Origin of the sequence: Adhaeribacter aquaticus DSM 16391, from assembly GCF_000473365.1 — a bacterium.
GTDB lineage: Bacteria > Bacteroidota > Bacteroidia > Cytophagales > Hymenobacteraceae > Adhaeribacter > Adhaeribacter aquaticus.
This window is the reverse complement of sequence record NZ_AXBK01000003.1, coordinates 52,004-75,071: the sequence shown is the minus strand read 5'-3', so window position 1 is coordinate 75,071 and position 23,068 is coordinate 52,004. Positions and strand designations below refer to the sequence as shown.

Below are 23,068 nucleotides of genomic sequence, written 5' to 3'. Positions count from 1 at the left end.
TTTGTAAATATATATTAACTTAAGTAGAAAGAGAAGAAAGGAAGGAATAAGATTCATTAGCTGTTTTGTTAGCCATAGTTTTTTTAATTTTAAGCTTAGATGTTCATTAGAATTCCCATATATCTGTCTTTTCTGCCTTGTTTCATTGCTTCACTTTCTCCATTGAAATTTCTATTAATATAATTATCTACCAAGCGATTTGCTTCTGATTGATATGAACTTGAACCTTTAGTCAAACCATCTTTAACTAATATTTGTTGGATATGTCGCATTGACGCCAAAGTATAAATATCCCCATCTTTTCGGTTTGTGATTGTCTGTTCTCCGCTTCCTTTTGATAGGAATAAAAACAACACTACTGCTCCGATAATTACAAAAATCCAAATCATAGTTTTAATTTATTCAAGAAAACATAAAAGAAATAATTAAGTAATTGAACTTCACCCGAGCAATAATTAAGAAGGTTTATTCATTATGTCCAAGTTGGATTTAGACTTATTTGAAAAATAGGTAACTATACAAGTTATAATAACTAATAATACAGCGCCAATTGAGGTAAAAACAAAGATTCCTTCGTTGATAATTTTTCTTTGCTGGTCACCCTCAAAATAATCTGTAGTGCCCATACTAATATTATTCTCAATCTGATTATTAAAATAAAAGGAAAAACCAAGTCCAATGATTACACTAATTGAAATAGCTACCAATATATTCCTTAAATAATTATTCATATTTTGAAGTTTTTAGATAAAATATAATGACGCCAGTTATAAAGGCACCATGAATTTTTTAATCTAGAAACTATTACCCTAAGGCTGCTTTAGCCTTTACTCTTGAAATTTCCTTTGAAATTTTAGGGATAGCTTCAATTAAAATATCCATAATGTGCCCCAAGTCTTGTATAAATCTAATTTGAAGCATAGGGTCTAAGTAAAGTTCTGGAACCATTTGCAATGGCTTTCCATAAATGCTGCTAATTATTTTGGCTGGTTGGAACTGTCCTTCACTACTATTAAAGCTGTCTAATTCTTTGGAAAATTCAGATAAACGCATATTTACGAATTTCATCATAAAATCCCTATCAGTACTATGCATAATTTCAATCGTATTCCTATTAAAGTAATCGTTAATGAAAGATGAGTATAACTGGTTATAGCGGGCTTCATGCTCTGGAGACATTTGTTTTACAAGCTTCCGCATTACCACTATGCTTAGTATAGCAGCCTCAAGATGTATACCTTTTTTATCACTGGCATTAGAGGAGGTTTTGAAATAGCCAATCACCTTGCTTATGGCTACATATAAATCTCCAAAAGACTCATCCCCACTTTTACTGCTAAAAATGCCGCTAAAAATACCCATATTCTATTGGTTTAGTTGAACTATAAATGAAAAGATAATTTTTTTAAAATTAAGTTGCTCTAATATACTATCTAATTCAAATATCTACCTGTCCGCCTTTTTTTAAATAGGGATTATTTATGATTTCCTGAGCTCCATGCTTAATATTATCTACTTCTGAAAATAAGTTCAGTTGATTATTTTGTTTAAGTTTTAGAATAATGCTGTCACAGTTATTTCTTAATTCAGTGGCTTTTTTGATTATCTCATATTCTATGTCCGAGTAGTCTTTTTTTCCTCTTTTATTTGGAAGTCTATCTTGAATTTTGCCGACTTCATTATATAATCTATGTAAGCCTTTTAAATCTTCAATCATAAAAATTTAATTAATTATTTTTAAATATTAAGTCACCAATGAACAAACAGGCGACACTTTTAATATCGAATCAATATAAATTAAAAGTGAATGGAAAACTATTTTTACCTTTTCTTATAAAAGTACCAGAAAAACTCTAAAAAAAAGCCCCGTTCAGAACGCTGGGAAGGGGTTTTCTTTTATAACAGGTTTTATGTTGAATAAAAAGGGAATTCTGGTTTTCGTTATAGTTTATTCCCTTTTGTAATTGCCATAAAGGCTGTTTCTTTCATGTATTTATTCTCTTGATGTCTTTGTTGTTCTTTAAGAGATTGACTATGACTTTAAACATAGTACCATAGTCATTGGCACCGTTCTTTTCGTACAGGACTTCATCGCCCCGGATAACACCAGCGTAGATGGGGAACATTTCTCTGAAGCGAACTGCTCCGAGTTTATCGTGCAAGGACTGATGTCTCTCAGTCACTTTAGTGTCAGTCTTGCTGAAAAAGGCCTTGTAATCGATATCTTCCAGCGCTTCTATGACTGGCCAGAGCGCGTGCATTGAACTTCCGTATCTTACGCGCTCAGTACCCATGAACTCATTTACCATAGCTTCGTCAGCGGCATGTCTAGCTAGATACTCCTCTGCTGTTGGAATATTCTGTCCAGGGTTTTTCATAGTCCTTAATTTGTTTAATAAATAATCTCATTTAATTACAATTCTTAAAGGTATTTAATTTAATGATGAAAATAAAAAACAGGTTTTATAAGTTAAGATAGAAATCAGATGCCCATAGTCGTGTGGAAATTGCCACCAGGGTTAGTAATTTCTTTCCGGCGTAGCGCAATATCATATAAACATTTATTTGCTTTTTTCCGGAGCTCCGTACTATCTAATACTTGGTTAATCAGTTTGGCATCTAGGATTCCAATATCCCGCATCCGATTTTTGAGCTACACAGCTTCTCGGTCGCTGTCCCCTAACTCAAACGGGATTACCGTCTGAAACTGGCCAATGTGCTTAATCGTGAAATCAGCCAATGAATACTGCCAATCCAGTAAATTATTAGCTGGTCGCTACATCTATGCATTAGGCATCCGGGTCAGAACAGGATTTAAAACAATTAAAGGTCAGTTAAAGGCTAATACTACCCAAGTTGAATCTCTTGTAAATTGGCGGCCCTAGAACTTAAATAGCTTTTGAAATGGAGATAGAGAAGGGAAAAGGCTGAATGTCAAAAATTTGTGGAAAAATAAAAATGCAGTTTTTGTATACTTTTGAATGTATTTTTCGTATATTTATATAAGGATACAGTTTAACAATTGCAAAATATACAACTATGAGCACGCAAAGCACAAATTTAGATAAAAGTACTTTCTGGGATAATATTTGCTTTCCGGTACAGGAAGAAAAGTTACAGGATCTTCTACCTGGTTCTTATAAATTATTGCCATCCGACCGCCAACGGGCAATTGTGGGTTATATGCCAAATGGAACGCAACATATTTTTGCCCTGCAAAGCCATGAATACACCCTTATTCCTAACGAGCTGATCCGATCTGTTATAGACAGCGTTACCACCGATTATTGCTTAGCTACCCGATTTACCCCCTCAGGCGAATTTTCTATGAATATTATTCTTCCGGACAGCTTAAAAGTGGGTGATGAAGTTCTAAAGAAAAACCTGATTATTAATAACAGCTACACCGGAAAAAGCCCTTTTAACATTCAGGGAAATTCCATCGAAGCCACTAACGAGGAAAAAGTAAAGGTTTCCTATTACCGCCAGATCTGTTCCAATGGCCTGATGGCCTGGGCAGACGAATTTATGAGTTTAGAAGAATATTTTAACTGGTTAGCGAACGGCCAGCCAAAAAAGTACCTGAATGCCATAAAAGAAAAAGTTGAGTTGGTTAACATTGAGCGGATCAAAAAAGAGGAAAAGGTTTTAGCTGAAACCTTAAACCACAAAGGGTTAAACCTGGAGATATTTAAAGAGCATCTTGCTAATATCGTACGCAATTTCTTGCAGCGCAGCGAATCCGTAACCGGTACAGTTTATAACAAATTAATTCAGGTGGCTACTCCTTCTGATGCCGACGTGCAAAAAGTAATAGCTACCGCCGGTTTACCTAAAAAGCTGGCTTCTTTAGCCGTTGAACGGCTACGGGAAGAAGAAAAATTGTTGCAAACTGATGCTAACCTTTGGTTGGTATATAATGCAGCTAATTACGCCTTATTTAATGGTAAATCTGCTCTGACTATTAATGAGCGTTTTAAAGCGGATCTGAAAGCCTTTAATAATATCGCTGAATTTGCCTTATAAGGTAATAACCAAAAGAACCAGGTAAGTGTTTGCTTACCTGGATTCTTAAAGCTTAACACGTTAAATTTTGCAATTGGAAAAGCGCTTGTATGATGTGATGGAAAAGCCCTAAGCACTAATTTAAATTACGAAACAATTAGTTAGAACCTTTCAAGTGGCCGATGGTGCTAATAAAGGTAAAATATTGAAAAATTGGCCTGAACTATTTGGAGTTAGCCGAAATATTTAATCCCAAAACGAACCGGCTAGAGCTGGGAAGTTAATTAAAATTTGTATTTTGAAATTATTCTTGAATATTTAATCATGCTAGCAAATTTGGTCCAGATCCGGTCCTGCAGGACCGGATTTTGCTAGCATTACTCCCCCGGATCAGGTGCCGGCAAATCCAAAATACCTCTGAAGATGTTAGCAATTTGCTGCCGGCAGCAGCGCTCCAGGCACTAAAAATGCTAGCTTTTTGTTTTGATTTAGATATAAATATTACTATCCTGAATCCGTTTTTAAACGTATAAATAACCTTTTAAAGCATCTACGACATGAATTTAAATGTTTTTAAACCGGCCCAACCAGGTTTAACCCCGCAAGAACTGGAAGCCAGGTTGAAGCGGGAGAAGTTAGTTTTAAATTCTCTTGCTTGTGTTCTTACCAATGCGCCGATGCCGGACGATTTTACAATTGCAACGATGCAGCGTTACGTTGATGGTGAACTTTCTTTGGATGAAGTACACGAAATTTTATTGACTAATACTAAAGCCAAATATGCGGGAGTTCCTTCCGAAAATATAGCGTAGAATAATGGAAGATGGATTTTCAGATAGTAATGGCGTTCTGTTAAATAATTTTAATATAAAAGATTCCAAAGAATTAGCCAAAACAGAAGCTAATATTTCCTGGGTTAATTTATCCCGATTAAACGATAGGGGGGGAATACCCGGCGGTAAATTTGATGCTGACCACTTTAAAGAAATTCACAAAGCCCTGTTTTCAGATATTTATCCCTGGGCGGGGGAAACCAGAGCTGACCGGTGTTTCCAGGGACATAAAGAGACTTATGCAACCGGAAACAAGGAAGTAATGGTTTTTGCGCCTTTTCCGGATATAAATATTAATTTAAAAGCATTATCCAATCAATTAGAGCACGAAAATTTTTTAAAAGGCTTGCCCTTCGATAAATTTATTGACCGGGCAGCTTATTACCTAGACCAATACAACTACACGCATACATTCCGGGAGGGCAACGGCAGAACAATGCAAGCCGCTTTTACGCAGCTTGGTTATGAAGCAGGGTACAGCCTTGATTTTTACAGCTTAAATAAAATGGATGATTACAACCGGGCCCGGGATATTGGAATGGTCCGGCAGCATGGCGGAAATGACAGCAATAAAAACCTGGAAGCTTTGAAAGAAATGTTGCGAACCATTACCCGTCCAATGAAAACCAAAGAAGCAGAGGAAATAAGGAACATCCCGCCAGCTCCCACGCCTAAACCGTCAGAACATTTATTAAAAATGGAAGCTAAACGGGAATTTGATGTTACCGGTATTCGGGTACTGGAAATGTTACCGGCATTCCGGGGATTAGAACCCATTGGTAAATTTCAGGAGCGACTCGTGCAAGTAAGGTTTAATGAGTTCTCCTTAAAAGGGAATCAGGACAGTTTTGATAAAGTAATAAAGGCCGTAGTTACCCATCCGGCCATTAAACCGGGAACCGCCGACTATAACGATGCTAAACGCTTTGAGCAGGCTATTAGTCAAATTCAAAAAATTGCAAAAGGCGAAAAATTAGGGGAAGAAATAAAACCAAAGCCAAAAGGGCCGAAATTAAGATAGTAGCATGTTATTCAACAGTAAGATTTGCTGTCCATATGTTTACATCTACTCAATTGGCGGTATAATTTTTTCTATTTAGCTAATTCAATTAGTTTGAGTACTTCCTGCAGAAACAAATGCAGAAATGGCGTATTTGCAGTGTTAGCTTATGTCAATATGTTTATTTAATGTATTTACAATTTTATCAATTTTCAAAATTGCGTCTTTTTTATCAAAATTTTCGGGTTGATTAGAGTTCCGATTGTAAAGTGAGAATTTTAATCTCTTCATTTGATTACCATAATCAATTTCAAATCCGATTTCGTTTTCTATTTTAGATTTTATGACTTTCAACTCTAGATATTTCTGTTCTCGAAGTTTATGATCCCCTTTTATATTCAATATTAGCCGTGGCCTTTCGTTTAATTCTATTGCTATTTCGTAGTATTTTTTATAAAGTATTAATATTACCTTAGTTGTTGTCTGTATATCACTAATCTTCTGGAGGCCCTTAGTTATTATGTAGGAAATAACCAATTCTTCAAAAGTACCCCAATTTAATAACCTGTGATCAACTGTTTTGCTTTCCCAAGGCTTAATAAACTTTTCGACAAAAGTTAAAATTTCTTTATATTCTTGTATTGTCTCCGTTTCAAATCCAATATCTAAGGATCCTGTATCTGAAGCAATATTCAAGTTCATTGAAGTTATAATTGCAGAAGTTTCATTTAAATACAGTTTACAATGAAGTCTCGGTATTTCATAACAGGAAACGCCCAAAGCTTCTACCTCTTTCTTATTTCCCTCATTTTCCCTAACATACCATATTACTGAAACATTTCTAGATAACGCTTTTTCGATTCGATTTGTCAGCTTCGGCCATTTGGAAATATTATTATATGGTGAAACAAGTATCACATGTTGATCCGAAAGATCAATTAATGTCATTATTTTTCCAGCGATTTCTGCAGGTTGAATAATTTTCATTGGTTTTCCTTTTAATTTCAACTAAAGGTCGGGCTAAAAAAGCTGTTTAATTCTTTTTATTTTTTTTGCATGTCATTATTCTTCATTATTAAATCTCTAACCATTCAGGAAGTCCATATGTAAGTATCCCCAAAATCAAGTTGCTTCATATCTGACAATTATTAATTTTGAAACTTAGCATCGGGCAGGCTAAAAGCTGATTGCATCCTTTTTTTATGGCCTCGGATAACTTAGTTTATTGAAAAGAGATAAGGTTTATTTCGTTACACTTTTACTATATTTAGCCAAAAGCTTTACCGGAAAAGAATTGGAGTTGGTCGTATTGGTAGGATATTCTCCATAAAAAAAGCCCCTCAATTTGAGGGGCTTGCTTTTCTTCCACTTGGTTACGTTTCTAAGAAAGAGGCTTTACCAAGCATTACATTACAAATATACGAGATTTTATTAAAAAAAGTTAATACTTTAATTTATAATTTAAGAACCTTGAAATACGAAAAGTTAGAATTTTATGTATCTCAACCACGGTTAGATAGGTTTCTTATTGCCTGTAATGGATCAAAACCAAAAGCCTTGCAGTTGTATTCCATAAACTTACAAGTTGCAGAAGCTTTCTACCCCCTTTTAAATCTATTTGAAATTTTCCTAAGGAATTCAATTAATCACCACCTCTCAAATCACTTTAAAAGTTCAGATTGGATACTATCCGAAAAGAACGGATTTATGAGTGACCCATCATTACGACCTTCAAAATTCTTTTTGAAAGGCTCTGTGCAGAAAGCAGAATATAAAATATTATATAGAGGAACTGTTACTTCTGGAAAAATCATTGCAGAAATGATGTTTGGCTTTTGGACTAGCTTATTTGAGCCACATCACTACCGTTTAATAAATGGTGTAATTATCCAATGCTTCGCAAATAAGCCAAGAAATGTAAATAGAACCATTATAGCTACTAGCCTCAATAAAATAAGAGACTTTAGAAACAGAGTTTACCATAATGAACCTATATGTTTCCATGGTCCACAAATTAGTTTTCAGGAAGCCATTAACATAAAAAAAGAGCTTTATGACTTATTCAATTGGATTGATGCCGATCTACCAGGCTATGTAGGCGGATTTGATAATATAGACGATAAAATAGCACAAGCTCAAGGATTATAATTTCTTACGATATTTTAAATAAGCCCAAAATCCGTCTTCATTTTACATAAATTTACTTATAGTTTTGCCTAAATGAACCTAAAGAACTGTTATATTATTTGCTATAAGAGTATTATTAAGGTAGTTTTTAGATAGTTAGGCCAATTAAGATGTAGGCAATTTCATGAGGCATAAGTAGAATTATATAACATATATCTACAATTATATTAAACAAGGCCTGCAGCAACGGAGTATAAAAGGAGCATAGTAATTACGGTTGTTGATAGCAGCCACATGTTTAACCTTTTAAAGTTTAATACTATGCATAATTCATCTCAATACCAATCAGTAATTCAGGCTTTGAATGCTTGTGCTGCTACTTGCGATCATTGCTATTCTGCCTGTTTGCAGGAGCAGGATGTAAAAATGATGGTCCGTTGTATTCAGTTAGACCGCGACTGCGCCGAAATCTGTAAATTAACGGCCAGTGCTTTAGCCAGAGGCTCGGAAGTGGCCCGCACCTTGCTACAAGCCTGTGCCGACATCTGCAAAGCCTGCGGCGATGAGTGTGCTCAACATACTCATATGGGCCATTGCCAGGAATGCGCCGAAGCCTGCCGTCGTTGCGAGGAAGCTTGCCGGTCAGCCGTATAGTTCCACCCAAAAAGAATATAAAATTAACAATTAAAACGTCTTTGCTTAACAGCAGAGACGTTTTTTTGCTGATCTCCTCGCCACTGGTTACCCAAAGTCTTTATCTGCCATAAAAAAAGAAGTTAATACAATATCTTTAAAATCATCAAATGGACAACCATAAAGAAATGAGCCAAAACAGGAAGAATAATAGCCCTTACCCAAAATTTATTCTAATGTTAATGTGCTCCTTTATTGCCATGTACATCACCATGTACTTTAACACTTACGCCATTGACCACATGTATTTCAGTTTAACCCGGTTTTATATGGCTTGTTTAGGTATAGCTGCCATGGCAGTAATAATGCTGGCCTTTATGCCAAGTATGTACCAGGATAAAAGGAAAAACATTGCTATAATTTTGGGAAGTTTATTGTTGTTTGTTGGTGCTTTAATATTGGCTAGAACCCAAACTCCTGTAAATGATGTTTTGTATATGAAAGCTATGATTCCACACCATTCGATAGCAATTCTGGCCAGTAAAAGGGCGAATATAAAAGACCCGGAAGTAAGAAAGCTAGCTGATGAAATTATAAAGGCCCAAGAAGAGGAAATTGCAAAGATGAAAGATCACCTTAAAAGGTTAGAGTCCGACCAATAAGCTTTTAAATAAATTATGCTTTAATTTTAGGGTAATATCATAGTATTAAACTTAAAACTCATGGAAATATTAAAATTTAAAACAGATATCAAAGCGGAAGCAGATGTAGCTAAAATCAAACCTTTATTAGATAAGGATGGTGCCATTAGTAACTGGAGTTTAGATACAGATAGTGAAGAAAATATACTAAGTATCTCGGGTGAAAATGTTAATCCGCAACAAATTGAAAACCTCTTAAAAGAAGTAGGATTCACCAGTGAAATTATTCGGGTTGTGGGAATCAGCGGGTCTGAATTGTAAAAATTTAAATATTATGTTAATTGTTCAGTTACATTATAATGAGCTGATTATTTTACATAATCGGACTTTAATAAGGTTAATAGCCGCGTACCTGAAAAGCTCATAACATAGCAAAGTATAGAGCAGCATATATACCTATAAAGATAAACACTTAATAAAAAGGGGATAAATACTTAAAATACAATAACTTCATTTATAATTGAATTTAGGTGAATTAATATGAGTTGCTTTGCATAAGGGGCGGCCTACGGGGTAACAGCCCTTCAACTGGGCCATGTCTTTAGATAATTTTTCTACACTTTCTTTTCTCACGGCTTTAACGGAAAGTGCCGACATCGTTGTTTTTGCTTACGATATAACAACGAACCGCTTTACCTATCTCAATCCGGCTTTTGAAAAAATCTGGCACAAGAAGCGTAAAACGGCAATAGATAATCCCAGTATTCTACTCAAAACCATTCATCCGGAAGATAAAGCCCATATTCAGGCGGTTTACCAGGACCTGCTCGAAGGTAATATTGTACCGGAAACTGAATTCCGGATTAAGTTGCGTAATGACATCGTGCGGTGGGTATGTATTAAGCCGATGCACCTGGAAGATCATGGCCTAATTTCCGGGTTTATTACCGATGTAACAGTACAGAAAGATTACAATAACTACCTGAAGAAGTTCTCGGATAAAAAGAACGCTATTCTGCATATCCTTTCGCATGACCTGGCAGGGCCATTAAATAATATTGATGCACTAAGTGATTTATTAGCCAGCGACTTAAAAGAAGGAAAAATAGAGGAAGCCCAGAATACTGTTGACATTATTCAGCGCAGCAGTAAACAGGGCATCCAGCTGATCCAGGAATTTTTAAAACAGGAGTTTTTAGAATCTACCGGGACCGAGGTAATCAAACGCCGGGTAGACCTGGTGGCAGCTATAAAGCAATTTATAGAAGAGTATCAGCGAACCCAACAGTTAACTCATAAAACCTTTACGTACCTTCCGGCTATGGAAAGCCTTTACCTGGAGCTGGACGATAATAAATTTATGCAGGTAATTAATAATCTGATTTCCAACGCTATTAAGTTTACGCCCGATGGCGGGGAGATAACCATTTCCCTGGAAGAAAAGGAAGCCACGGTTTTAATTCAGGTAAAAGATACCGGCATTGGTATTCCGGGCCAGTTTCATGCAACGCTGTTCGATAAGTTTACCCAAGCCCGCCGACCCGGTATTAAAGGCGAACCATCGGTTGGTTTAGGGATGTCAATTATTAAAACCATTGTAGAATGGCATAATGGCCATATCTGGTTTGAAAGCCAGGAGAACAAAGGCACGACTTTCTACATTGAAGTTCCTAAAAACTAATAGCTAAAGATTAAGTTGGAATAAACCTGGCTGCTTTCTTGAGGGGCAAATGCTAAATAGTGGCCATGGGTGACTTCATTTCTTCTTATTAAATACACCAAATGGGTTGAAAGTAAGGAAAATGAGGATGCTACCTTTTTTGGCCAGTTAAAATAATGAGAGCAAGCTGTTGGCCTAAAAATATTAAACCAGGATGTCTACTAAAACGTCGGCGGTTAAAGGTTTGGTAATAAACCCTGCAATTGGAAAAAGAGAGGCTTGTTCTTTGTCTTTAGAATGATTGGAACTGGTACACACGTATATCTTGGTCTGGCTTAAATTCAGCTCAGTTATCTGAGTTACTTCTTCTAAAAATTCAAAGCCATTCATTATCGGCATTTTAATATCTAAAAAGATAAGTTCGGGCAGCTTTTCTCCCTTGGTGGCAATCGTCTGCAATTTTAGCAGCGCTTCCAAGCCATTATGAACCGTTATAATTTGCTGACCAAATCCATATTTCTGTAGAATTCTTTTTGCCACAAAACAGCAGGTTTCGTCATCATCTACGATTAAAATGGTATCTATCGGCGGTATTACTGCTGGCTTTGCCCTGGCTGCACTTTGGTCGTTCATCCCTTTATTTTTAAGGATAGCTTACTTCTCAAAGTAGTTCTCCAGGTAAACCTTCCCCGTTAAATAGTATCAAAGGTCTAGGTATTTATCCCCTACGTAAATAACGTAGTTTAATGCGATAAATACTTACTAAATAAAATAATAAAACTTCTCGGTAACCAGAAACCCATTGCCATTAAGTTGCTACAAATGCCATTTCTTCTCTTTCTTTCCCTTCCCTTAAATAGTACAAAACCCAGAAACCAACTCTTATTTAACATAAAACCAGTTATAAAAGAAAACCCCTTTCCACGCAACTGAACGAAGCTTTTTTTTGGCCTTATTCTGGTACTTTCTTAAGAAAAGGGAAAGAATTGGACTTCTCTGTTTTCAGGTTTTATATATTGTCCGGAATATATATTTTATTAGTATATTCCGCTGTATTTATATAATTCATTTGCTATGTGAATGCATCTGGTGCGCTTATATAGAAACTATAAGAAGCTGACGAAAGGACAGCGCTACTAAATCAGACATATTAGGACCACTTAAAAAGAAATTTTAACTTTGTGAGTAAGAAATAGAATAATGATGGAATCAGACATTAAGGAAATAGAACGTTTAAAAGTAGTCAAACGCTACGAAATTTTAGATACGCCACCAGACGGGAGTTTTGACCGGATCACTGCTTTAGCTTCTAAAATATTTAGCATGCCTATTGCACTTATAACGTTAGTAGACCACGACAGAATTTGGTTCAAATCATCCTATGGGCTTGATGAAGTTGAGCAGATTGACCGAGACCCTGGCCTATGTGCTTCAGCTATATTATCAAAAGATGTTTATCTGGTAGAAAATGCGATAGAAGACCCCAGGTGTTTGGCGAATCCTTTAGTATGCGGCGAGTTTGGTCTTCGATTTTATGCCGCTGCTCCGTTGCAAACCAGAGACGGCTATAACTTAGGCAATCTTTGTATAATTGATCACAATCAACGGTATATAAACAGCGAGCAAAAAGAAATACTGCAAGAATTAGCTGCTATAGTAGTAGACGAAATGGAATTAAGACTAGCAGCACGTATCGCTATTAGAAAAAGCAACGAACGCATTGCCGAACTGGAAAAACAATTAAAGCAATAGAAAAAGAAACATCAACCAAGCTCGGACAAAACCCCTAGTTTTTGCAACGGATTTACAATTGCAAAAAAGGGCGGTAGGGGAAAAATTACATACTAATTCCACCCATTCCCCGCTGCTTCCCACGGTTCTGCTTGATATCCGGTTGCTTCACCGAAATTCCTACTTCCTGCAGGATGCTCCGGATATTCGCCTGGCGTTTATCTTCGGCCCCTGGTACTTGCTCAATCGCCTGTTTCAGTTCCTGGGGTTTTACAATTCCATCCGTAATGGCCTGCAAAAGTTTACCAGAACAACATAAATTGTTAACTTTTTCAGGACGAGTCACAGGACGAGTCTGATTAACTTTTATCTCAAAAAACGACCGTTTTAAGAGATAATAAAAAGGCTTACAAAATCTATCCTTTTTAGCCCTAAAAGTATCTCAAATGACCATCTCATAAATCAAACATAATTTTATATATTTGAGATGAGATTCGTGAGACAAATATGAAAATAGGTTACGCCCGGGTAAGTACCCAGGACCAGAAGTTGGAGCTGCAAATTGATGCTCTATCCAAAAATGGGTGTGAGCAGATTTACCAGGAAAAGAAGTCGGGTAAAAACAAAGAAAGGCCAGAGCTGGAGAAACTGTTAGGTCAGCTCCGGGAAGGAGATACGGTAGTCGTTTGGAAGCTGGACCGATTGGGGCGTTCGCTCCGGGACTTAATTGACCTGGTTGCGGACTTTAAAAGTAGGGGAGTAGACTTTGTGAGTTTACAGGATGGCATCAATACCGCTACTTCCACTGGTCGCTTTACATTTAACATCTTTGCTTCCTTGGCAGAATTCGAAAGGGAGATAATTAAGGAAAGAACCAAAGCGGGATTAGTAGCTGCCAAAGCTCGGGGTAGGGCAGGAGGGAGACCGGCCGGTTTATCGCCGGCTGCTATGGAGAAAGCTAAATCTGCTAAAATACTTCATGCCACGGGCACCAAATCAGCGGAGGACATTGCTAAAATATTAGGTGTTTCCCGGGCTACTTGTTACCGATATTTAGATTTAGCTTCAAATTCTTAAATATTGCCTTAAATAGTTAAACATAATTTTTTGTAAATTTAAATGAATACTACTTTAAAAATTTATGAGCTAGAAATCGCCAGGGAGAATTTGTTATGTAGCACATATGAAATTTTGAGTTGCATATTGAATAGTTAATAGCATTATAATTAGCTTTTTGCTAGCATTTTGTAACAAAATTTTGTAAATTTGCGATATCTAGTTAGAAAATGATAGCAAATAGCTATACAAGATATCTCATTGACCATGTGTTAAAGGAGAAACGAGGCCGTAAAGTTTTACTTTGCGGCCTCAGCTTTTTTATAGGCCTCATATTCTTTTAATAACTTTTCTTCTTGATGGCGATAAGTAATTAAATAAGCCGTCCAAGGCAAAATAAAATCACCTCTATCATCTAATATCACCAAATATTTTTCAGCCTGGTGATAAATTAAAATCCGCTTATCTCTTCCTCTAACATTAGACCATACTTTCAATTGAGAACTTTCAGAAAAGTCAATCATAGGTCGTGGCCAGCCAATCCGTTCACATCTTCGTAAATCAGGGGTTCTATTCAATTCGTCCTTGCCCTCATGGGTCATATGATAAAAAGTATAGGCTCTGCCATCTGTAACTGGGTGCCGTTTTAATCCTAACCTTGTACCTTTAAAAGTAGGTTTAGAAGTTATAAAGTCTCTTTCAAAGATTTTGTAAACGGCATCTAAATAAACATCAAAAGAACCTCCAAAATCAGAAAGGCAAATTAAATCAGGTAATTCAAATAATTTAGAGGCCATTTATCATTCTCCTTTTACCTGATTGCCATCTAAATATATTGACTTTCCTTTCTGTAGGGAGGGTAGATTGTTGTAAGGAATAACCAGAACGTTTTTGAATTTTCTTTATAATTTCTACTTTTCCTAAATTACTGCTTAACCCTCTATTTAAATACGAAACAGCTCCAATTAGCAAATCGGCCAATTGCAGAAGGGCAACCTCATCAGATTTGACTTCCTGTATTTTCCGGATGATGTTTTTAGAAAAGTCATAATTACTAGAGCGGAGCACTTCTTCTAACCGCTTTATTTTTTCTCTACCTCGGGTATCTTTTATGTCTATGTAAATATTATAACCGCATTTTGGAGTGATAACTACCTTAAGTAAATCAAAATACATTTTGTAATAAAACTCATCGTGCGTTTGACCAAAATCAGAATGGTTAAGAGCTGTTTTGTCTGGTACTAATAATGCTCTAAAGTGCAAGTCATCATCATCAAAAAAGTAATCAATTAAATCAAGATAAAACGCCTTTTTAGCCGGAGATACTTTGTGCCATTTTATTTCAAAAGCAGGGGATAAACCATGTTTAGCTTTTATTTCTTTAATTCTATTAAATATTTCCTCTTTCTTAGTGATGTTGCACCAAATTAGACCGAGCACCATTACGCGTTGGTTGTCATTTTCTAAGTGGCAACTTTCGTCACAATAAATATTAAAATCAGAGCGCACAATTCATAAGTTAAGCGTTTACATTTTGATTATGTATTTTGTTTAAGCGGATGCTGAAGTTAAAACAAATACTTCATCAATTTCCTTCATCAACTCTGCTGTTCTTTTTAAAGCCACAATAATTTTCTGATAGTGTAGAATATCATCAAAGGCGAGTTCACGGCCTTTGCGGTCTTTTAGCCATTTCTGGGCGGGTTGATAGCCGCCGATGTAAAACTCCCAGGCCGAGGTGGGCACATCGGCGAAATATTGGGTTTCGTTTATGTACACGCCGCCTAAATAATCGGGGTAAGGTTCTCCCAGGGCTACCGGGCCATAATCGTAGGTTATAAAGCGGATTTTCTCTACTACATTATTACCGTCTTCGGGGTATTGGGTGATATAATTTTCGGTTTCGGGGCTTTCTAAAAGGTGCAGTTGGCGGAGCTGGCCGCCGAGTTGTACGAGTTGCCAGAAGGTTTCGGCATCTTGCGGGTACGGCACGCGGGGGAAATCTATTTTTAAGAACTCTTTGTATTTTTCGCGGTAGGCGGGGCTGTGCAGTACGGCGTATATGTAATCCAGGAGATCAATGGGCGCGAAGGTTTGCCGGAACGCGGGGCGTACGTTGGGGCTGTTGGCAAAACAAACTTCGCCTTCAGTTTCCTTTTCGGGCGTGAACGTGAGGTTTAATTTTCGGGCAATTTCGGTTATGATTTCCGGATTGAGATTGGGCGTGCGTTTTGCTTCCGTTAATATGTTTTGTTGAGTTGAATTTTCGGGATAGAGATAAAGGGGAGCTTCTGTAGGAATTCCTTTATAACTAAAATGGTATCTATTGTCAATTAAACAATTTGTTATTTGGATGTTACTCCAGTATTCATGAGTTGATTGCCTAGAAAAAACTAAACCTAAATTATTCCTATTTAGGAAATGGCGCATCTTTTCAGCCCTAGGTCTTTCTAAAATTTTAGTATCGTAATAAACAAATTGATTATCAAATGGCCTATAAGAAATTGGTTTTATTAAATTATGTTCTATTTCAATTTCATAAGAATCACCTACATTATTAATTAATTTATCTTTATCTGTATTTATTAGAACAGCATCTTTTGAAGTAACAATTCCAACTGAAGAAACTGGAAATAAATCAGCAATTATAAATCCCTCATCATAAATTAGTTGAATATCGTACCCCTTTTTTATAAAAAAATAGTTTGGAGCAACATTTGGTACGGTTATATAAGGGATTGTTTTAAGGTTATTTTGATTTAAAAAATCATATTTTAATTCTCTTTTTCCGAATAAATCAAAATGGAAAACCTGTCCCAGTTCCTCAGCTTTCTTTTTACCGGTTTTTACAAATATATTTATTGAAACACCTTGCTGAATATCAAACACATTTATATCTGGTGAGCCATCCGGACAAATTTCTTTCTTCTTGCTATTGCCGTGTAAATCAAGCGTATATATTTTATCGTAAGTCTTTAATAAATTCCAGCGCATTCCTCTAAAAGTAGGATTATCTAAAAAACCATGCGGATTAATAAACGCTAAAACTCCTTCGCCGTTCCGTTCAATAAAATGCTGCGCGTACCGGATAAATTTTACATAATCATCATTTATCCATTTCGGATTTCGCTCTTTTAATTTCTCTTTCCCGCCCGGCTCCTTTTTATAATCCTCCATTAAATTCATTATCCACTCGCCTTTATTCGCACTTTCGCCGCTGTATGGCGGATTACCCATGACCACCATGACGGGCGTATCGCGTTTAATCTGGTTGGCTTCGTTGGCTTCGGAACTGAGCCAGTTGGCAAACAGTGAGCCGGTGTCTTTGTGGTGTTCTTCCAGGGAGTTGGTGAGGTAAATCCGGAAACGCTGTTCGCGCTTGGCCACGTAACCGGTATCGCGGAGCAGCATATCGAGCTTTAAATGCGCCATGGAATACGAGGCCATGAGTAGTTCAAATCCATTCAGGCGCGGAATTAAATGGTCTTCTACGTAACCGCTCCAGGCACCCTGCATGGCTGCAAAGTTTTTGCCGTAAATATATTTTACCACTTCGGCCAGGAACGTGCCGGTACCGGTGGCGGGGTCCAGAATCTGTACTTTGTGTACTTCCTGCTCGTAATCTCTAAGGCCGGCGGTGTAGCGCTTGTCATTGGTAGGTACTTTTAAAGTTATTTTGGTTTTGGTGGTATCGGCAAGCCCTTTTGGTAAATTAAACTCAGTTTTTAAAATATCGTCTATGGCGCGCACAATAAATTTTACCACCGGCTCGGGCGTGTACCAAACGCCCCGGGCTTTGCGCAAAGCGGGGTCATATTCGCTCAAAAACGTTTCGTAAAAATGAATAATCGGGTCGTGGGTTTGGGTGGCGCGGCCAAAATTGGTGAGCAGCGTCAGAATATCCGTCGCTCTAAATACATCAGCCAGCGCATCTACAATCCATTTTATGCGGTCATCAATATCGGGCCCGGCAATGTAACTGAATAATTTGCGCAGAAAGGGGTTGGTGCGCGGTATCAGTTCGGCTGCTTCCTGCCTGGAGAAAGTGGGCAGCGTGGGGTCGTGCAAACGTGCGGCAAACATGCCGTAGGCTACCGTTTGGGCATATATATCGGCAAACTCCTTGGGGGTAATGTCATGAATTAATATATCCTTAAACGCCTGCATCTGGTCGTGCAGCGTCTGGTTCTGGTAGTTGCTGTCTTCGGTTAACGCGCGTTCTATAATCTGGGCCAGGAACTTTGCTTTGTCGGCCATCATTACCGCCAATTTAGCGGGGGACTTAAGCGTTACCCCAATATATTGGCAGAAATTTTTTATAAAAGTTTCAAACGTAGCAAAGTTTCCGGGTAAAGGAACAACCTGCCCATTTTGAATTTCGGCAATTTTAATGCTGGTAACAAACTCCCCATCTTTAAACAGCCAGAAATCTAAATAATCGGTAATAATTAAATTATTGAGGGAAGTTTTATAGCGGTCGAACTGCTCTTTGTAATCTTTGCTGTTGAGCGGCTTCCCCAGGTCTTTTGCCTCGATGTAACCTACCGGAATATCTTTGCGGGTAATGATATAATCAGGCGCACCACAGGCTACTCTTGCCGGCTCGTTCGTAACCAACACATCTTTAGCTATGCTTTCGAGTAGGGTTTGTAAATCCCCGCGGTAACTATGTTCGCGCGAAATCCCAGTTTTAAAGCGGATATTTATTTTTTCTAAGTATTCAGATATGCTCATTTAGAACTTTAAGCAGTAGGGTATATTGGACATTTACAATCAGTAAATATAATATTATAACCAAAAGGAAGATTAGAAAAAATACAACCTTAAATAGGTCTGGTTACTGACCATTCCCAATAAAATAAGTATTTTTTATTCCTACTCACTCCAGCCTTGATTCCGAATGTTTGCACTTAAGACTACAAACATTTTATTAATCATTTTTAAGATACCCTTTCTCGATATTTAAATCCCTCAAAGAAAGAAATATATCAAAAGTTTGAGCTCCATGATTAGCCCATTCTTTTACTTTTTCTAAGACCACATTTAGCTCAGTATCAATTAAGGCCATCCGGCTATCTCCACCACGAAAACCATTAACATCTTTAACCTTTCCTTGAGTTAAGAATATATTTTTCTGTTCGTATATCATATTTCGAAGTGATTCGTTTTCCTTACCTTTAGGAAGATAGTTCATCAAAATCTTTCTTATCCCATAATAGAGACGATAAGATTCAGATGGGTTCTGCATATTCCCAAAAAAATCTTTTAACTCTTCTTCATTATATATAGGAAGCTCGCCAAAGAAGTCAAGTTGACGTTCATTATTTTTATCCGCCTCTTCAGCCATTCGCCTTATTTCTTCATCCCTATTAATGCGGCTTTCAGAATTATTTTCTGGATTTATGTTGTCTTTTTTGGCATTATTCTCTTCATTATCTGAATTTTCAGAGTTCTCGAATTCTTCAAAATCTTTCATAAAATTTTTATTTTGTTTCTGATAATACTTGTTTGGTGATGTCAGCCCGTTCAATTAAAGTTTCATTATAACTTGTCCAATCAACAGCAGTAATAGCGCTAAAAGCACTATCAGACTTTGGTAAATATTTACTATAAAACTTATAAGCATCATCGCTTTTTACATCATATAAGTAAAATTGATAGATGATAGAAGGGTGTATTTTTAATCTTCTTGCATATTCCTGTACTAGCTGAGGAGTATTTATATAAGGTTTAATGTAAATCAGTTTATCATCAGATAGTAGCATTCTTTTCGCAAAACTATTGGCTTCTTCCTCGATTAAAAACACATCTGATTCTCCGCTAACATGATAAGATGTAGTAGAAATTGCTTCGAAATCATAAAGAGCATGGTGAAGCTCATGCATAAGAGTAAACCAAAGTGTAGCATAATTTTGGCTAGTTAAAACTATACAAGGCTTATTATTGATTATGAAGGTCGCTCCCCGAACAGAAGTCTTTGTTAAGTAAGGTTGGGCAATGACAGTTACGCCAATATTATACAATGCCCTTACAACAGTTAAGAGTCCCTTATGAATATCCTGGGTATAAGGAATAATCTTAGGAATAATACTTATTAGAGCTTCTCTACTATATGGATTAGGATTCTTAATGTGATCGAATTGTATGTAGGCTGATTTAACCCAAAGCTCCCGCATTTTATCATGCGATTTTCTAGCATTGCGGCTGAATAATGCTGAACCTACCTCCGTTTCATATTCAAGAATATTTTCTAAGCCAAGAAATGTCTTTAACCGATGTTCAATTTCATCTAAATCAGTAATTGATTTAATAAAGCCACATCTTTTAAGGCCTTCTAGATCAAAGTTTTTTACAATAAATGTTGCTTTTGCAGAATCCTGTAAGGATTTTATATCAGTTACCTGGATATTTGCTACATAAGTTTTAATAATTGTTTCTACACTTAGACCTAAAAACTGTTGAATTTTAAGAAGTGTTAATACGTCTAGTTTTTGTGCTTCTCCTTCTAGAATTCTACTTAATGAAGGTCTTTGAAGATCTAGTATTTGGCTTAACTGCCTTTGTGATATACCATACTTATCACATTGCTTCTCAATCAAAACAGCTAAGCTTGGAGCTGGAGCACTAGCTAAATGCTCATATACCTTATCTAAAAGCTGTTTTTGAATTTCCTCTTCTTCCATTGGTATAATTTTATGCCACAAATATACTAATAATTAAGATTATATACATGTGCTGGAACAAAATTATACCAAATTATTTTAGAGTTAATTACAATATTTAAAATGACAGGAAGCCATAAATCATATGGGAATATGATGATATATATTTTGTAAAATAGAAATAAATTCTGGTTATAATATCATCGAAACTAAAAACATAAAGTCTTTAGTCTTAAGAAAACAGGTGCATATATGCTATAACTTTCATTAGATAAACCAATGTTTTTGGGCATTATTGGCCTAAGGAAATTGCTGCTTTTTCATAGGCATGAGCTACAGCATTACAAAGAATGAGGATTATAGGAGTACTTATAGCAATAGTAATGAGAAAGAGCTTAAATCAGAGAATTTAGTTTATTTGTAATTATCTAACAAAATATTTAAGTCTATAGTAAATTGATCTTTTAAATCTTTTAAAACTTCCATATCATTATCGAGTCTATTGTAACTTAATTCCTCCTGCTGCTTCTTATCTGTTAAAGATTTTATATCTTCCTTTATCGTTTCTCCAATCTGGTTCTTTATTTGTAGTTTTATATCTAGTATATCCTGAGCTATTTTAGCCAAGCCTTCACCATTTTCTTGCATTTGGCTTTTATAGCCAATTACCTCCAGCTCATAATCTGCCATTAAATGAATATTATTTTTAGTAAAAAGCTCTACAAAATGGTTTTCTGATTTTATTGGTTTAATTGATGAGGTAGCAAATAAAGTATCTACTTCGGATTTTGGAATATAATAAAGAAACAGGCAATTGGATCGTAACTGATTAAATAAAGTCTCTTCCTTAGGTATGATTTTATATGTTTTACCTCCTATAGAAATCGCCTCTAATCTAGGAATTCCTGCTTGCTTAATTCTCAACTGTTGCCCTTCATGATTTAAGTTGTTTTTGAGTATCTTAATTTGTTTTATCTGATCGCTGTACCGAAATTGTAGGCTTTTTACCATCTCATTGAGATCATAAAAGGGATTATTATAATTATCACCAGCAATGAAATCATAAGTGTGATCTGTAAACTTTTGTAACTGAGTAACTATATCTTCTCTAATTTTAATTTTGGATTCAAAGCCTTTAATATTTTGTTGTAATTCTAGTTTTTCACTTTTATAATTTTCTATATCAATCGATATTCTTCTGATTTGGTCTTGTAACTTTCTTTGTTCTGCTAGTTTTTTTTCTTTTTCTGCTTTTTTCTGAGCTTCTATTCTTAAACGTTCGGCTGTTTCCTTTTCTTTAGCCTCTTGCTCTATCTTTAATTCTATTGCTCTTTTATTTAACTCCTCATCAATCTTTTGCTCTAGCTCCTTTTTTTGCTTTTTTCCATCATGGTAATAAACTTTAAAATTATTAGTGTCAAAAGTTAACAGAGATAGGGTAACATAAACCATTTCCCACGTATCCTTAAGCACAAGTTGATCAATATAATATCTTTTATAAAAGCACTTTAATACAAGATCATTTTCTAGTTCTGACTGCCAAAGACAATCTTCATCGAATATAAAAGCGTTATGATGATTTGTAAAGATTACATCATTATCTGTTAACCTTCTAGTTACATCATTAATATTAAATTTATAAAAGACCCATAAAATGAAAATTTGCTGCTCCTTATAGAAGTGTTGACGTTCAGTAATAACACTAAGCCAGGTCGTTGAAAGCTGTAATTCAAAAGCGATACGTTTATCTTTAAAATAAGCGTTTATATCAGGTTTTCGCCATTCTTTATCAATTGCTTTACTTTTAAGAACTTTTTCTATCTCTATTAAGGAAATTTCTTTCTTAAATTTCTCGTTTTTATATAATTGTGCAGCAATCTGCTCTTTTAATTGAATATGTAAAGCGCTTTCTTTCGCTCCATTATATTTAATCCTATTTACCTCTTCTTGAGTCAAGGTATTATTTGTTTTTATAGAGCACTCCTCACTGTCTTTCAAATGTGCAAAATGAAAACAACCTTTCTTTTTCCTTCCATCACTTGCAACCCCTCCTCTGATTCTAATTTTTTGTTTACAGAAATTGCAAACAAATAAGGGCTCCCTATACCTATTTATAGCTTTTTGAAGTTCTGACCGAACCTCAACCAATTCATCTAGCGGCTTTTGAAAAAACTTATATGAATTAATTTGTTCTCCAGTCTCTAAATTTAGAACATCCTCAATTGTAAGTTTCTTAATAGTTTGCATTTTCTTTCAGAAAAATCAGGATTATCGGATACACTGTAATTTAATGTTTTTTATGCATTTTCTACATTGCCTTTCATAACCAATAATTATTTCGTAAAATTTTTAGGTATCTAGGGCATGCTAGACCACGCGACTAAAGTGTTGTACTTGCCTACTAAATCACGGGCGATTTCAACACTAGTTAAAGTTGTATTGATTGGTTTGGCTGGTTGATCTTCCCTTCGATTTTCGTATTCTACGATTCCCTTAAATATGCTCATGGCTAGCAAAAAATTCGATCTTCTAATAATCTAAATTATCGTAAAAGGAAGTGAGGTAAATCTCTATTTAACATAAAACATGTTATGAATGGGAGCTTTTCTCTTTTCGACCAGCTTCCAGCCATTGGCTGATAGAAGCTCGGACAGCCATCAGACACTGCCCGGACAGCTTCGAAAACTGTCCGAAATTGTATCAGACAGCGCCTGAAAGAC

General features: G+C 36.0%; 26 protein-coding genes. 11 read left to right on the top strand and 15 right to left on the bottom strand.

Annotation, left to right across the window (positions count from 1 at the left end; genetic code table 11):
- Positions 1-95 precede the first annotated feature (95 nt).
- The 6 genes from ADHAQ_RS0101645 to ADHAQ_RS27935 form a co-directional block, all read right to left on the bottom strand.
- Positions 96-389 carry a hypothetical protein gene (locus ADHAQ_RS0101645; RefSeq protein WP_026461447.1) on the bottom strand — a complete coding sequence of 98 codons (294 nt, stop codon included), beginning with the start codon at positions 387-389 and terminating at the stop codon, positions 96-98.
- Between the two features lie 66 nt (positions 390-455).
- Positions 456-731, bottom strand: coding sequence for a hypothetical protein (locus tag ADHAQ_RS0101640; RefSeq protein ID WP_026461446.1), 276 nt, complete (start codon positions 729-731; stop codon positions 456-458).
- Positions 732-804: 73 nt separating this feature from the next.
- Positions 805-1,362 (bottom strand): hypothetical protein, encoded by a 558-nt coding sequence (locus ADHAQ_RS0101635; RefSeq protein ID WP_026461445.1) that lies wholly within the window; start codon positions 1,360-1,362, stop codon positions 805-807.
- A gap of 76 nt (positions 1,363-1,438) precedes the next feature.
- Positions 1,439-1,717: a hypothetical protein gene (locus ADHAQ_RS0101630; RefSeq protein ID WP_026461444.1), complete on the bottom strand. Its 279-nt coding sequence runs from the start codon at positions 1,715-1,717 to the stop codon at positions 1,439-1,441.
- A gap of 268 nt (positions 1,718-1,985) precedes the next feature.
- Positions 1,986-2,378 carry a hypothetical protein gene (locus ADHAQ_RS0101625; RefSeq protein ID WP_026461443.1) on the bottom strand — a complete coding sequence of 131 codons (393 nt, stop codon included), beginning with the start codon at positions 2,376-2,378 and terminating at the stop codon, positions 1,986-1,988.
- Between the two features lie 104 nt (positions 2,379-2,482).
- A complete protein-coding gene (locus tag ADHAQ_RS27935; RefSeq protein ID WP_157433317.1) occupies positions 2,483-2,641 on the bottom strand; it encodes a hypothetical protein in 159 nt (52 codons plus the stop codon).
- A gap of 73 nt (positions 2,642-2,714) precedes the next feature.
- On the opposite strand from ADHAQ_RS27935, the gene ADHAQ_RS27930 reads away from it, so the two are divergent.
- From ADHAQ_RS27930 to ADHAQ_RS27010, 4 genes are all read left to right on the top strand, one after another.
- The gene (locus tag ADHAQ_RS27930; protein ID WP_157433316.1) at positions 2,715-2,885 is read left to right on the top strand and encodes a hypothetical protein; all 171 of its coding nucleotides are present in this window, start codon (positions 2,715-2,717) and stop codon (positions 2,883-2,885) included.
- Positions 2,886-3,039: 154 nt separating this feature from the next.
- Positions 3,040-4,026, top strand: coding sequence for a hypothetical protein (locus ADHAQ_RS0101610; protein ID WP_026461442.1), 987 nt, complete (start codon positions 3,040-3,042; stop codon positions 4,024-4,026).
- A gap of 536 nt (positions 4,027-4,562) precedes the next feature.
- The gene (locus ADHAQ_RS0101605; protein ID WP_026461441.1) at positions 4,563-4,817 is read left to right on the top strand and encodes an antitoxin VbhA family protein; all 255 of its coding nucleotides are present in this window, start codon (positions 4,563-4,565) and stop codon (positions 4,815-4,817) included.
- A gap of 4 nt (positions 4,818-4,821) precedes the next feature.
- On the top strand, positions 4,822-5,859 hold the full coding sequence (locus tag ADHAQ_RS27010; RefSeq protein ID WP_051359645.1) for a Fic/DOC family protein: 1,038 nt from the start codon (positions 4,822-4,824) through the stop codon (positions 5,857-5,859).
- Positions 5,860-6,000: 141 nt separating this feature from the next.
- Here the strand turns inward: ADHAQ_RS27010 and ADHAQ_RS0101595 are convergent, their stop codons facing one another.
- Positions 6,001-6,825 (bottom strand): hypothetical protein, encoded by an 825-nt coding sequence (locus ADHAQ_RS0101595; protein WP_026461440.1) that lies wholly within the window; start codon positions 6,823-6,825, stop codon positions 6,001-6,003.
- Between the two features lie 483 nt (positions 6,826-7,308).
- On the opposite strand from ADHAQ_RS0101595, the gene ADHAQ_RS24190 reads away from it, so the two are divergent.
- The 5 genes from ADHAQ_RS24190 to ADHAQ_RS24185 all read left to right on the top strand — a co-directional run bounded on the left by ADHAQ_RS24190 (position 7,309) and on the right by ADHAQ_RS24185 (position 10,920).
- Entirely contained in the window at positions 7,309-7,986 is a 678-nt protein-coding gene (locus tag ADHAQ_RS24190) for an Abi family protein (RefSeq protein ID WP_051359644.1), read from the top strand.
- A gap of 300 nt (positions 7,987-8,286) precedes the next feature.
- Positions 8,287-8,619 carry a four-helix bundle copper-binding protein gene (locus ADHAQ_RS0101585; RefSeq protein ID WP_026461439.1) on the top strand — a complete coding sequence of 111 codons (333 nt, stop codon included), beginning with the start codon at positions 8,287-8,289 and terminating at the stop codon, positions 8,617-8,619.
- A 149-nt stretch (positions 8,620-8,768) separates the two neighbouring features.
- Entirely contained in the window at positions 8,769-9,260 is a 492-nt protein-coding gene (locus ADHAQ_RS0101580) for a DUF305 domain-containing protein (RefSeq protein ID WP_026461438.1), read from the top strand.
- 60 nt (positions 9,261-9,320) lie between these two features.
- A complete protein-coding gene (locus ADHAQ_RS0101575) occupies positions 9,321-9,560 on the top strand; it encodes a hypothetical protein (protein WP_026461437.1) in 240 nt (79 codons plus the stop codon).
- Positions 9,561-9,834: 274 nt separating this feature from the next.
- Positions 9,835-10,920, top strand: coding sequence for a PAS domain-containing sensor histidine kinase (locus tag ADHAQ_RS24185; protein WP_051359643.1), 1,086 nt, complete (start codon positions 9,835-9,837; stop codon positions 10,918-10,920).
- 183 nt (positions 10,921-11,103) lie between these two features.
- Here ADHAQ_RS24185 and ADHAQ_RS0101565 read toward each other — a convergent pair whose 3' ends face one another.
- A complete protein-coding gene (locus ADHAQ_RS0101565; RefSeq protein ID WP_051359642.1) occupies positions 11,104-11,532 on the bottom strand; it encodes a response regulator in 429 nt (142 codons plus the stop codon).
- 567 nt (positions 11,533-12,099) lie between these two features.
- Here ADHAQ_RS0101565 and ADHAQ_RS24180 point away from each other — a divergent pair.
- Positions 12,100-12,651, top strand: coding sequence for a GAF domain-containing protein (locus tag ADHAQ_RS24180; RefSeq protein ID WP_245590560.1), 552 nt, complete (start codon positions 12,100-12,102; stop codon positions 12,649-12,651).
- 85 nt (positions 12,652-12,736) lie between these two features.
- Here ADHAQ_RS24180 and ADHAQ_RS0101555 read toward each other — a convergent pair whose 3' ends face one another.
- Entirely contained in the window at positions 12,737-12,976 is a 240-nt protein-coding gene (locus tag ADHAQ_RS0101555; RefSeq protein ID WP_157433314.1) for a hypothetical protein, read from the bottom strand.
- 161 nt (positions 12,977-13,137) lie between these two features.
- Between ADHAQ_RS0101555 and ADHAQ_RS24175 the strand changes: the two genes are divergently transcribed.
- Entirely contained in the window at positions 13,138-13,707 is a 570-nt protein-coding gene (locus tag ADHAQ_RS24175) for a recombinase family protein (protein ID WP_034256477.1), read from the top strand.
- Between the two features lie 278 nt (positions 13,708-13,985).
- On the opposite strand, the gene ADHAQ_RS0101545 is transcribed toward ADHAQ_RS24175, so the two are convergent.
- From ADHAQ_RS0101545 to ADHAQ_RS0101520, 6 genes are all read right to left on the bottom strand, one after another.
- Entirely contained in the window at positions 13,986-14,483 is a 498-nt protein-coding gene (locus ADHAQ_RS0101545) for a hypothetical protein (RefSeq protein WP_026461434.1), read from the bottom strand.
- Positions 14,473-15,195 carry a DUF3800 domain-containing protein gene (locus ADHAQ_RS0101540; protein WP_034256475.1) on the bottom strand — a complete coding sequence of 241 codons (723 nt, stop codon included), beginning with the start codon at positions 15,193-15,195 and terminating at the stop codon, positions 14,473-14,475. Before ADHAQ_RS0101540 ends, ADHAQ_RS0101545 begins: the two co-directional genes overlap by 11 nt.
- Before the next feature lie 42 nt (positions 15,196-15,237).
- Positions 15,238-18,420, bottom strand: a complete 3,183-nt coding sequence (locus ADHAQ_RS0101535; RefSeq protein ID WP_026461432.1) for a type ISP restriction/modification enzyme — start codon at positions 18,418-18,420, stop codon at positions 15,238-15,240.
- A 196-nt stretch (positions 18,421-18,616) separates the two neighbouring features.
- The gene (locus ADHAQ_RS24170; protein WP_051359641.1) at positions 18,617-19,162 is read right to left on the bottom strand and encodes a hypothetical protein; all 546 of its coding nucleotides are present in this window, start codon (positions 19,160-19,162) and stop codon (positions 18,617-18,619) included.
- Positions 19,163-19,169: 7 nt separating this feature from the next.
- Positions 19,170-20,369 (bottom strand): helix-turn-helix domain-containing protein, encoded by a 1,200-nt coding sequence (locus tag ADHAQ_RS24165; RefSeq protein ID WP_034256473.1) that lies wholly within the window; start codon positions 20,367-20,369, stop codon positions 19,170-19,172.
- 393 nt (positions 20,370-20,762) lie between these two features.
- Positions 20,763-22,595, bottom strand: coding sequence for a DUF6035 family protein (locus tag ADHAQ_RS0101520; protein WP_026461431.1), 1,833 nt, complete (start codon positions 22,593-22,595; stop codon positions 20,763-20,765).
- Between the last annotated feature and the right edge of the window lie 473 nt (positions 22,596-23,068).

Bases quoted from the DNA above. Each gene is read 5' to 3' on its own strand.
- ADHAQ_RS0101645 (WP_026461447.1), bottom strand. From the start codon at position 389: ATGATTTGGATTTTTGTAATTATCGGAGCAGTAGTGTTGTTTTTATTC.
- ADHAQ_RS0101640 (WP_026461446.1), bottom strand. From the start codon at position 731: ATGAATAATTATTTAAGGAATATATTGGTAGCTATTTCAATTAGTGTA.
- ADHAQ_RS0101635 (WP_026461445.1), bottom strand. From the start codon at position 1,362: ATGGGTATTTTTAGCGGCATTTTTAGCAGTAAAAGTGGGGATGAGTCT.
- ADHAQ_RS0101630 (WP_026461444.1), bottom strand. From the start codon at position 1,717: ATGATTGAAGATTTAAAAGGCTTACATAGATTATATAATGAAGTCGGC.
- ADHAQ_RS0101625 (WP_026461443.1), bottom strand. From the start codon at position 2,378: ATGAAAAACCCTGGACAGAATATTCCAACAGCAGAGGAGTATCTAGCT.
- ADHAQ_RS27935 (WP_157433317.1), bottom strand. From the start codon at position 2,641: ATGCGGGATATTGGAATCCTAGATGCCAAACTGATTAACCAAGTATTA.
- ADHAQ_RS27930 (WP_157433316.1), top strand. From the start codon at position 2,715: ATGTGCTTAATCGTGAAATCAGCCAATGAATACTGCCAATCCAGTAAA.
- ADHAQ_RS0101610 (WP_026461442.1), top strand. From the start codon at position 3,040: ATGAGCACGCAAAGCACAAATTTAGATAAAAGTACTTTCTGGGATAAT.
- ADHAQ_RS0101605 (WP_026461441.1), top strand. From the start codon at position 4,563: ATGAATTTAAATGTTTTTAAACCGGCCCAACCAGGTTTAACCCCGCAA.
- ADHAQ_RS27010 (WP_051359645.1), top strand. From the start codon at position 4,822: ATGGAAGATGGATTTTCAGATAGTAATGGCGTTCTGTTAAATAATTTT.
- ADHAQ_RS0101595 (WP_026461440.1), bottom strand. From the start codon at position 6,825: ATGAAAATTATTCAACCTGCAGAAATCGCTGGAAAAATAATGACATTA.
- ADHAQ_RS0101585 (WP_026461439.1), top strand. From the start codon at position 8,287: ATGCATAATTCATCTCAATACCAATCAGTAATTCAGGCTTTGAATGCT.
- ADHAQ_RS0101580 (WP_026461438.1), top strand. From the start codon at position 8,769: ATGGACAACCATAAAGAAATGAGCCAAAACAGGAAGAATAATAGCCCT.
- ADHAQ_RS0101575 (WP_026461437.1), top strand. From the start codon at position 9,321: ATGGAAATATTAAAATTTAAAACAGATATCAAAGCGGAAGCAGATGTA.
- ADHAQ_RS24185 (WP_051359643.1), top strand. From the start codon at position 9,835: ATGTCTTTAGATAATTTTTCTACACTTTCTTTTCTCACGGCTTTAACG.
- ADHAQ_RS0101565 (WP_051359642.1), bottom strand. From the start codon at position 11,532: ATGAACGACCAAAGTGCAGCCAGGGCAAAGCCAGCAGTAATACCGCCG.
- ADHAQ_RS24180 (WP_245590560.1), top strand. From the start codon at position 12,100: ATGATGGAATCAGACATTAAGGAAATAGAACGTTTAAAAGTAGTCAAA.
- ADHAQ_RS24175 (WP_034256477.1), top strand. From the start codon at position 13,138: ATGAAAATAGGTTACGCCCGGGTAAGTACCCAGGACCAGAAGTTGGAG.
- ADHAQ_RS0101545 (WP_026461434.1), bottom strand. From the start codon at position 14,483: ATGGCCTCTAAATTATTTGAATTACCTGATTTAATTTGCCTTTCTGAT.
- ADHAQ_RS0101535 (WP_026461432.1), bottom strand. From the start codon at position 18,420: ATGAGCATATCTGAATACTTAGAAAAAATAAATATCCGCTTTAAAACT.
- ADHAQ_RS24170 (WP_051359641.1), bottom strand. From the start codon at position 19,162: ATGAAAGATTTTGAAGAATTCGAGAACTCTGAAAATTCAGATAATGAA.
- ADHAQ_RS24165 (WP_034256473.1), bottom strand. From the start codon at position 20,369: ATGGAAGAAGAGGAAATTCAAAAACAGCTTTTAGATAAGGTATATGAG.
- ADHAQ_RS0101520 (WP_026461431.1), bottom strand. From the start codon at position 22,595: ATGCAAACTATTAAGAAACTTACAATTGAGGATGTTCTAAATTTAGAG.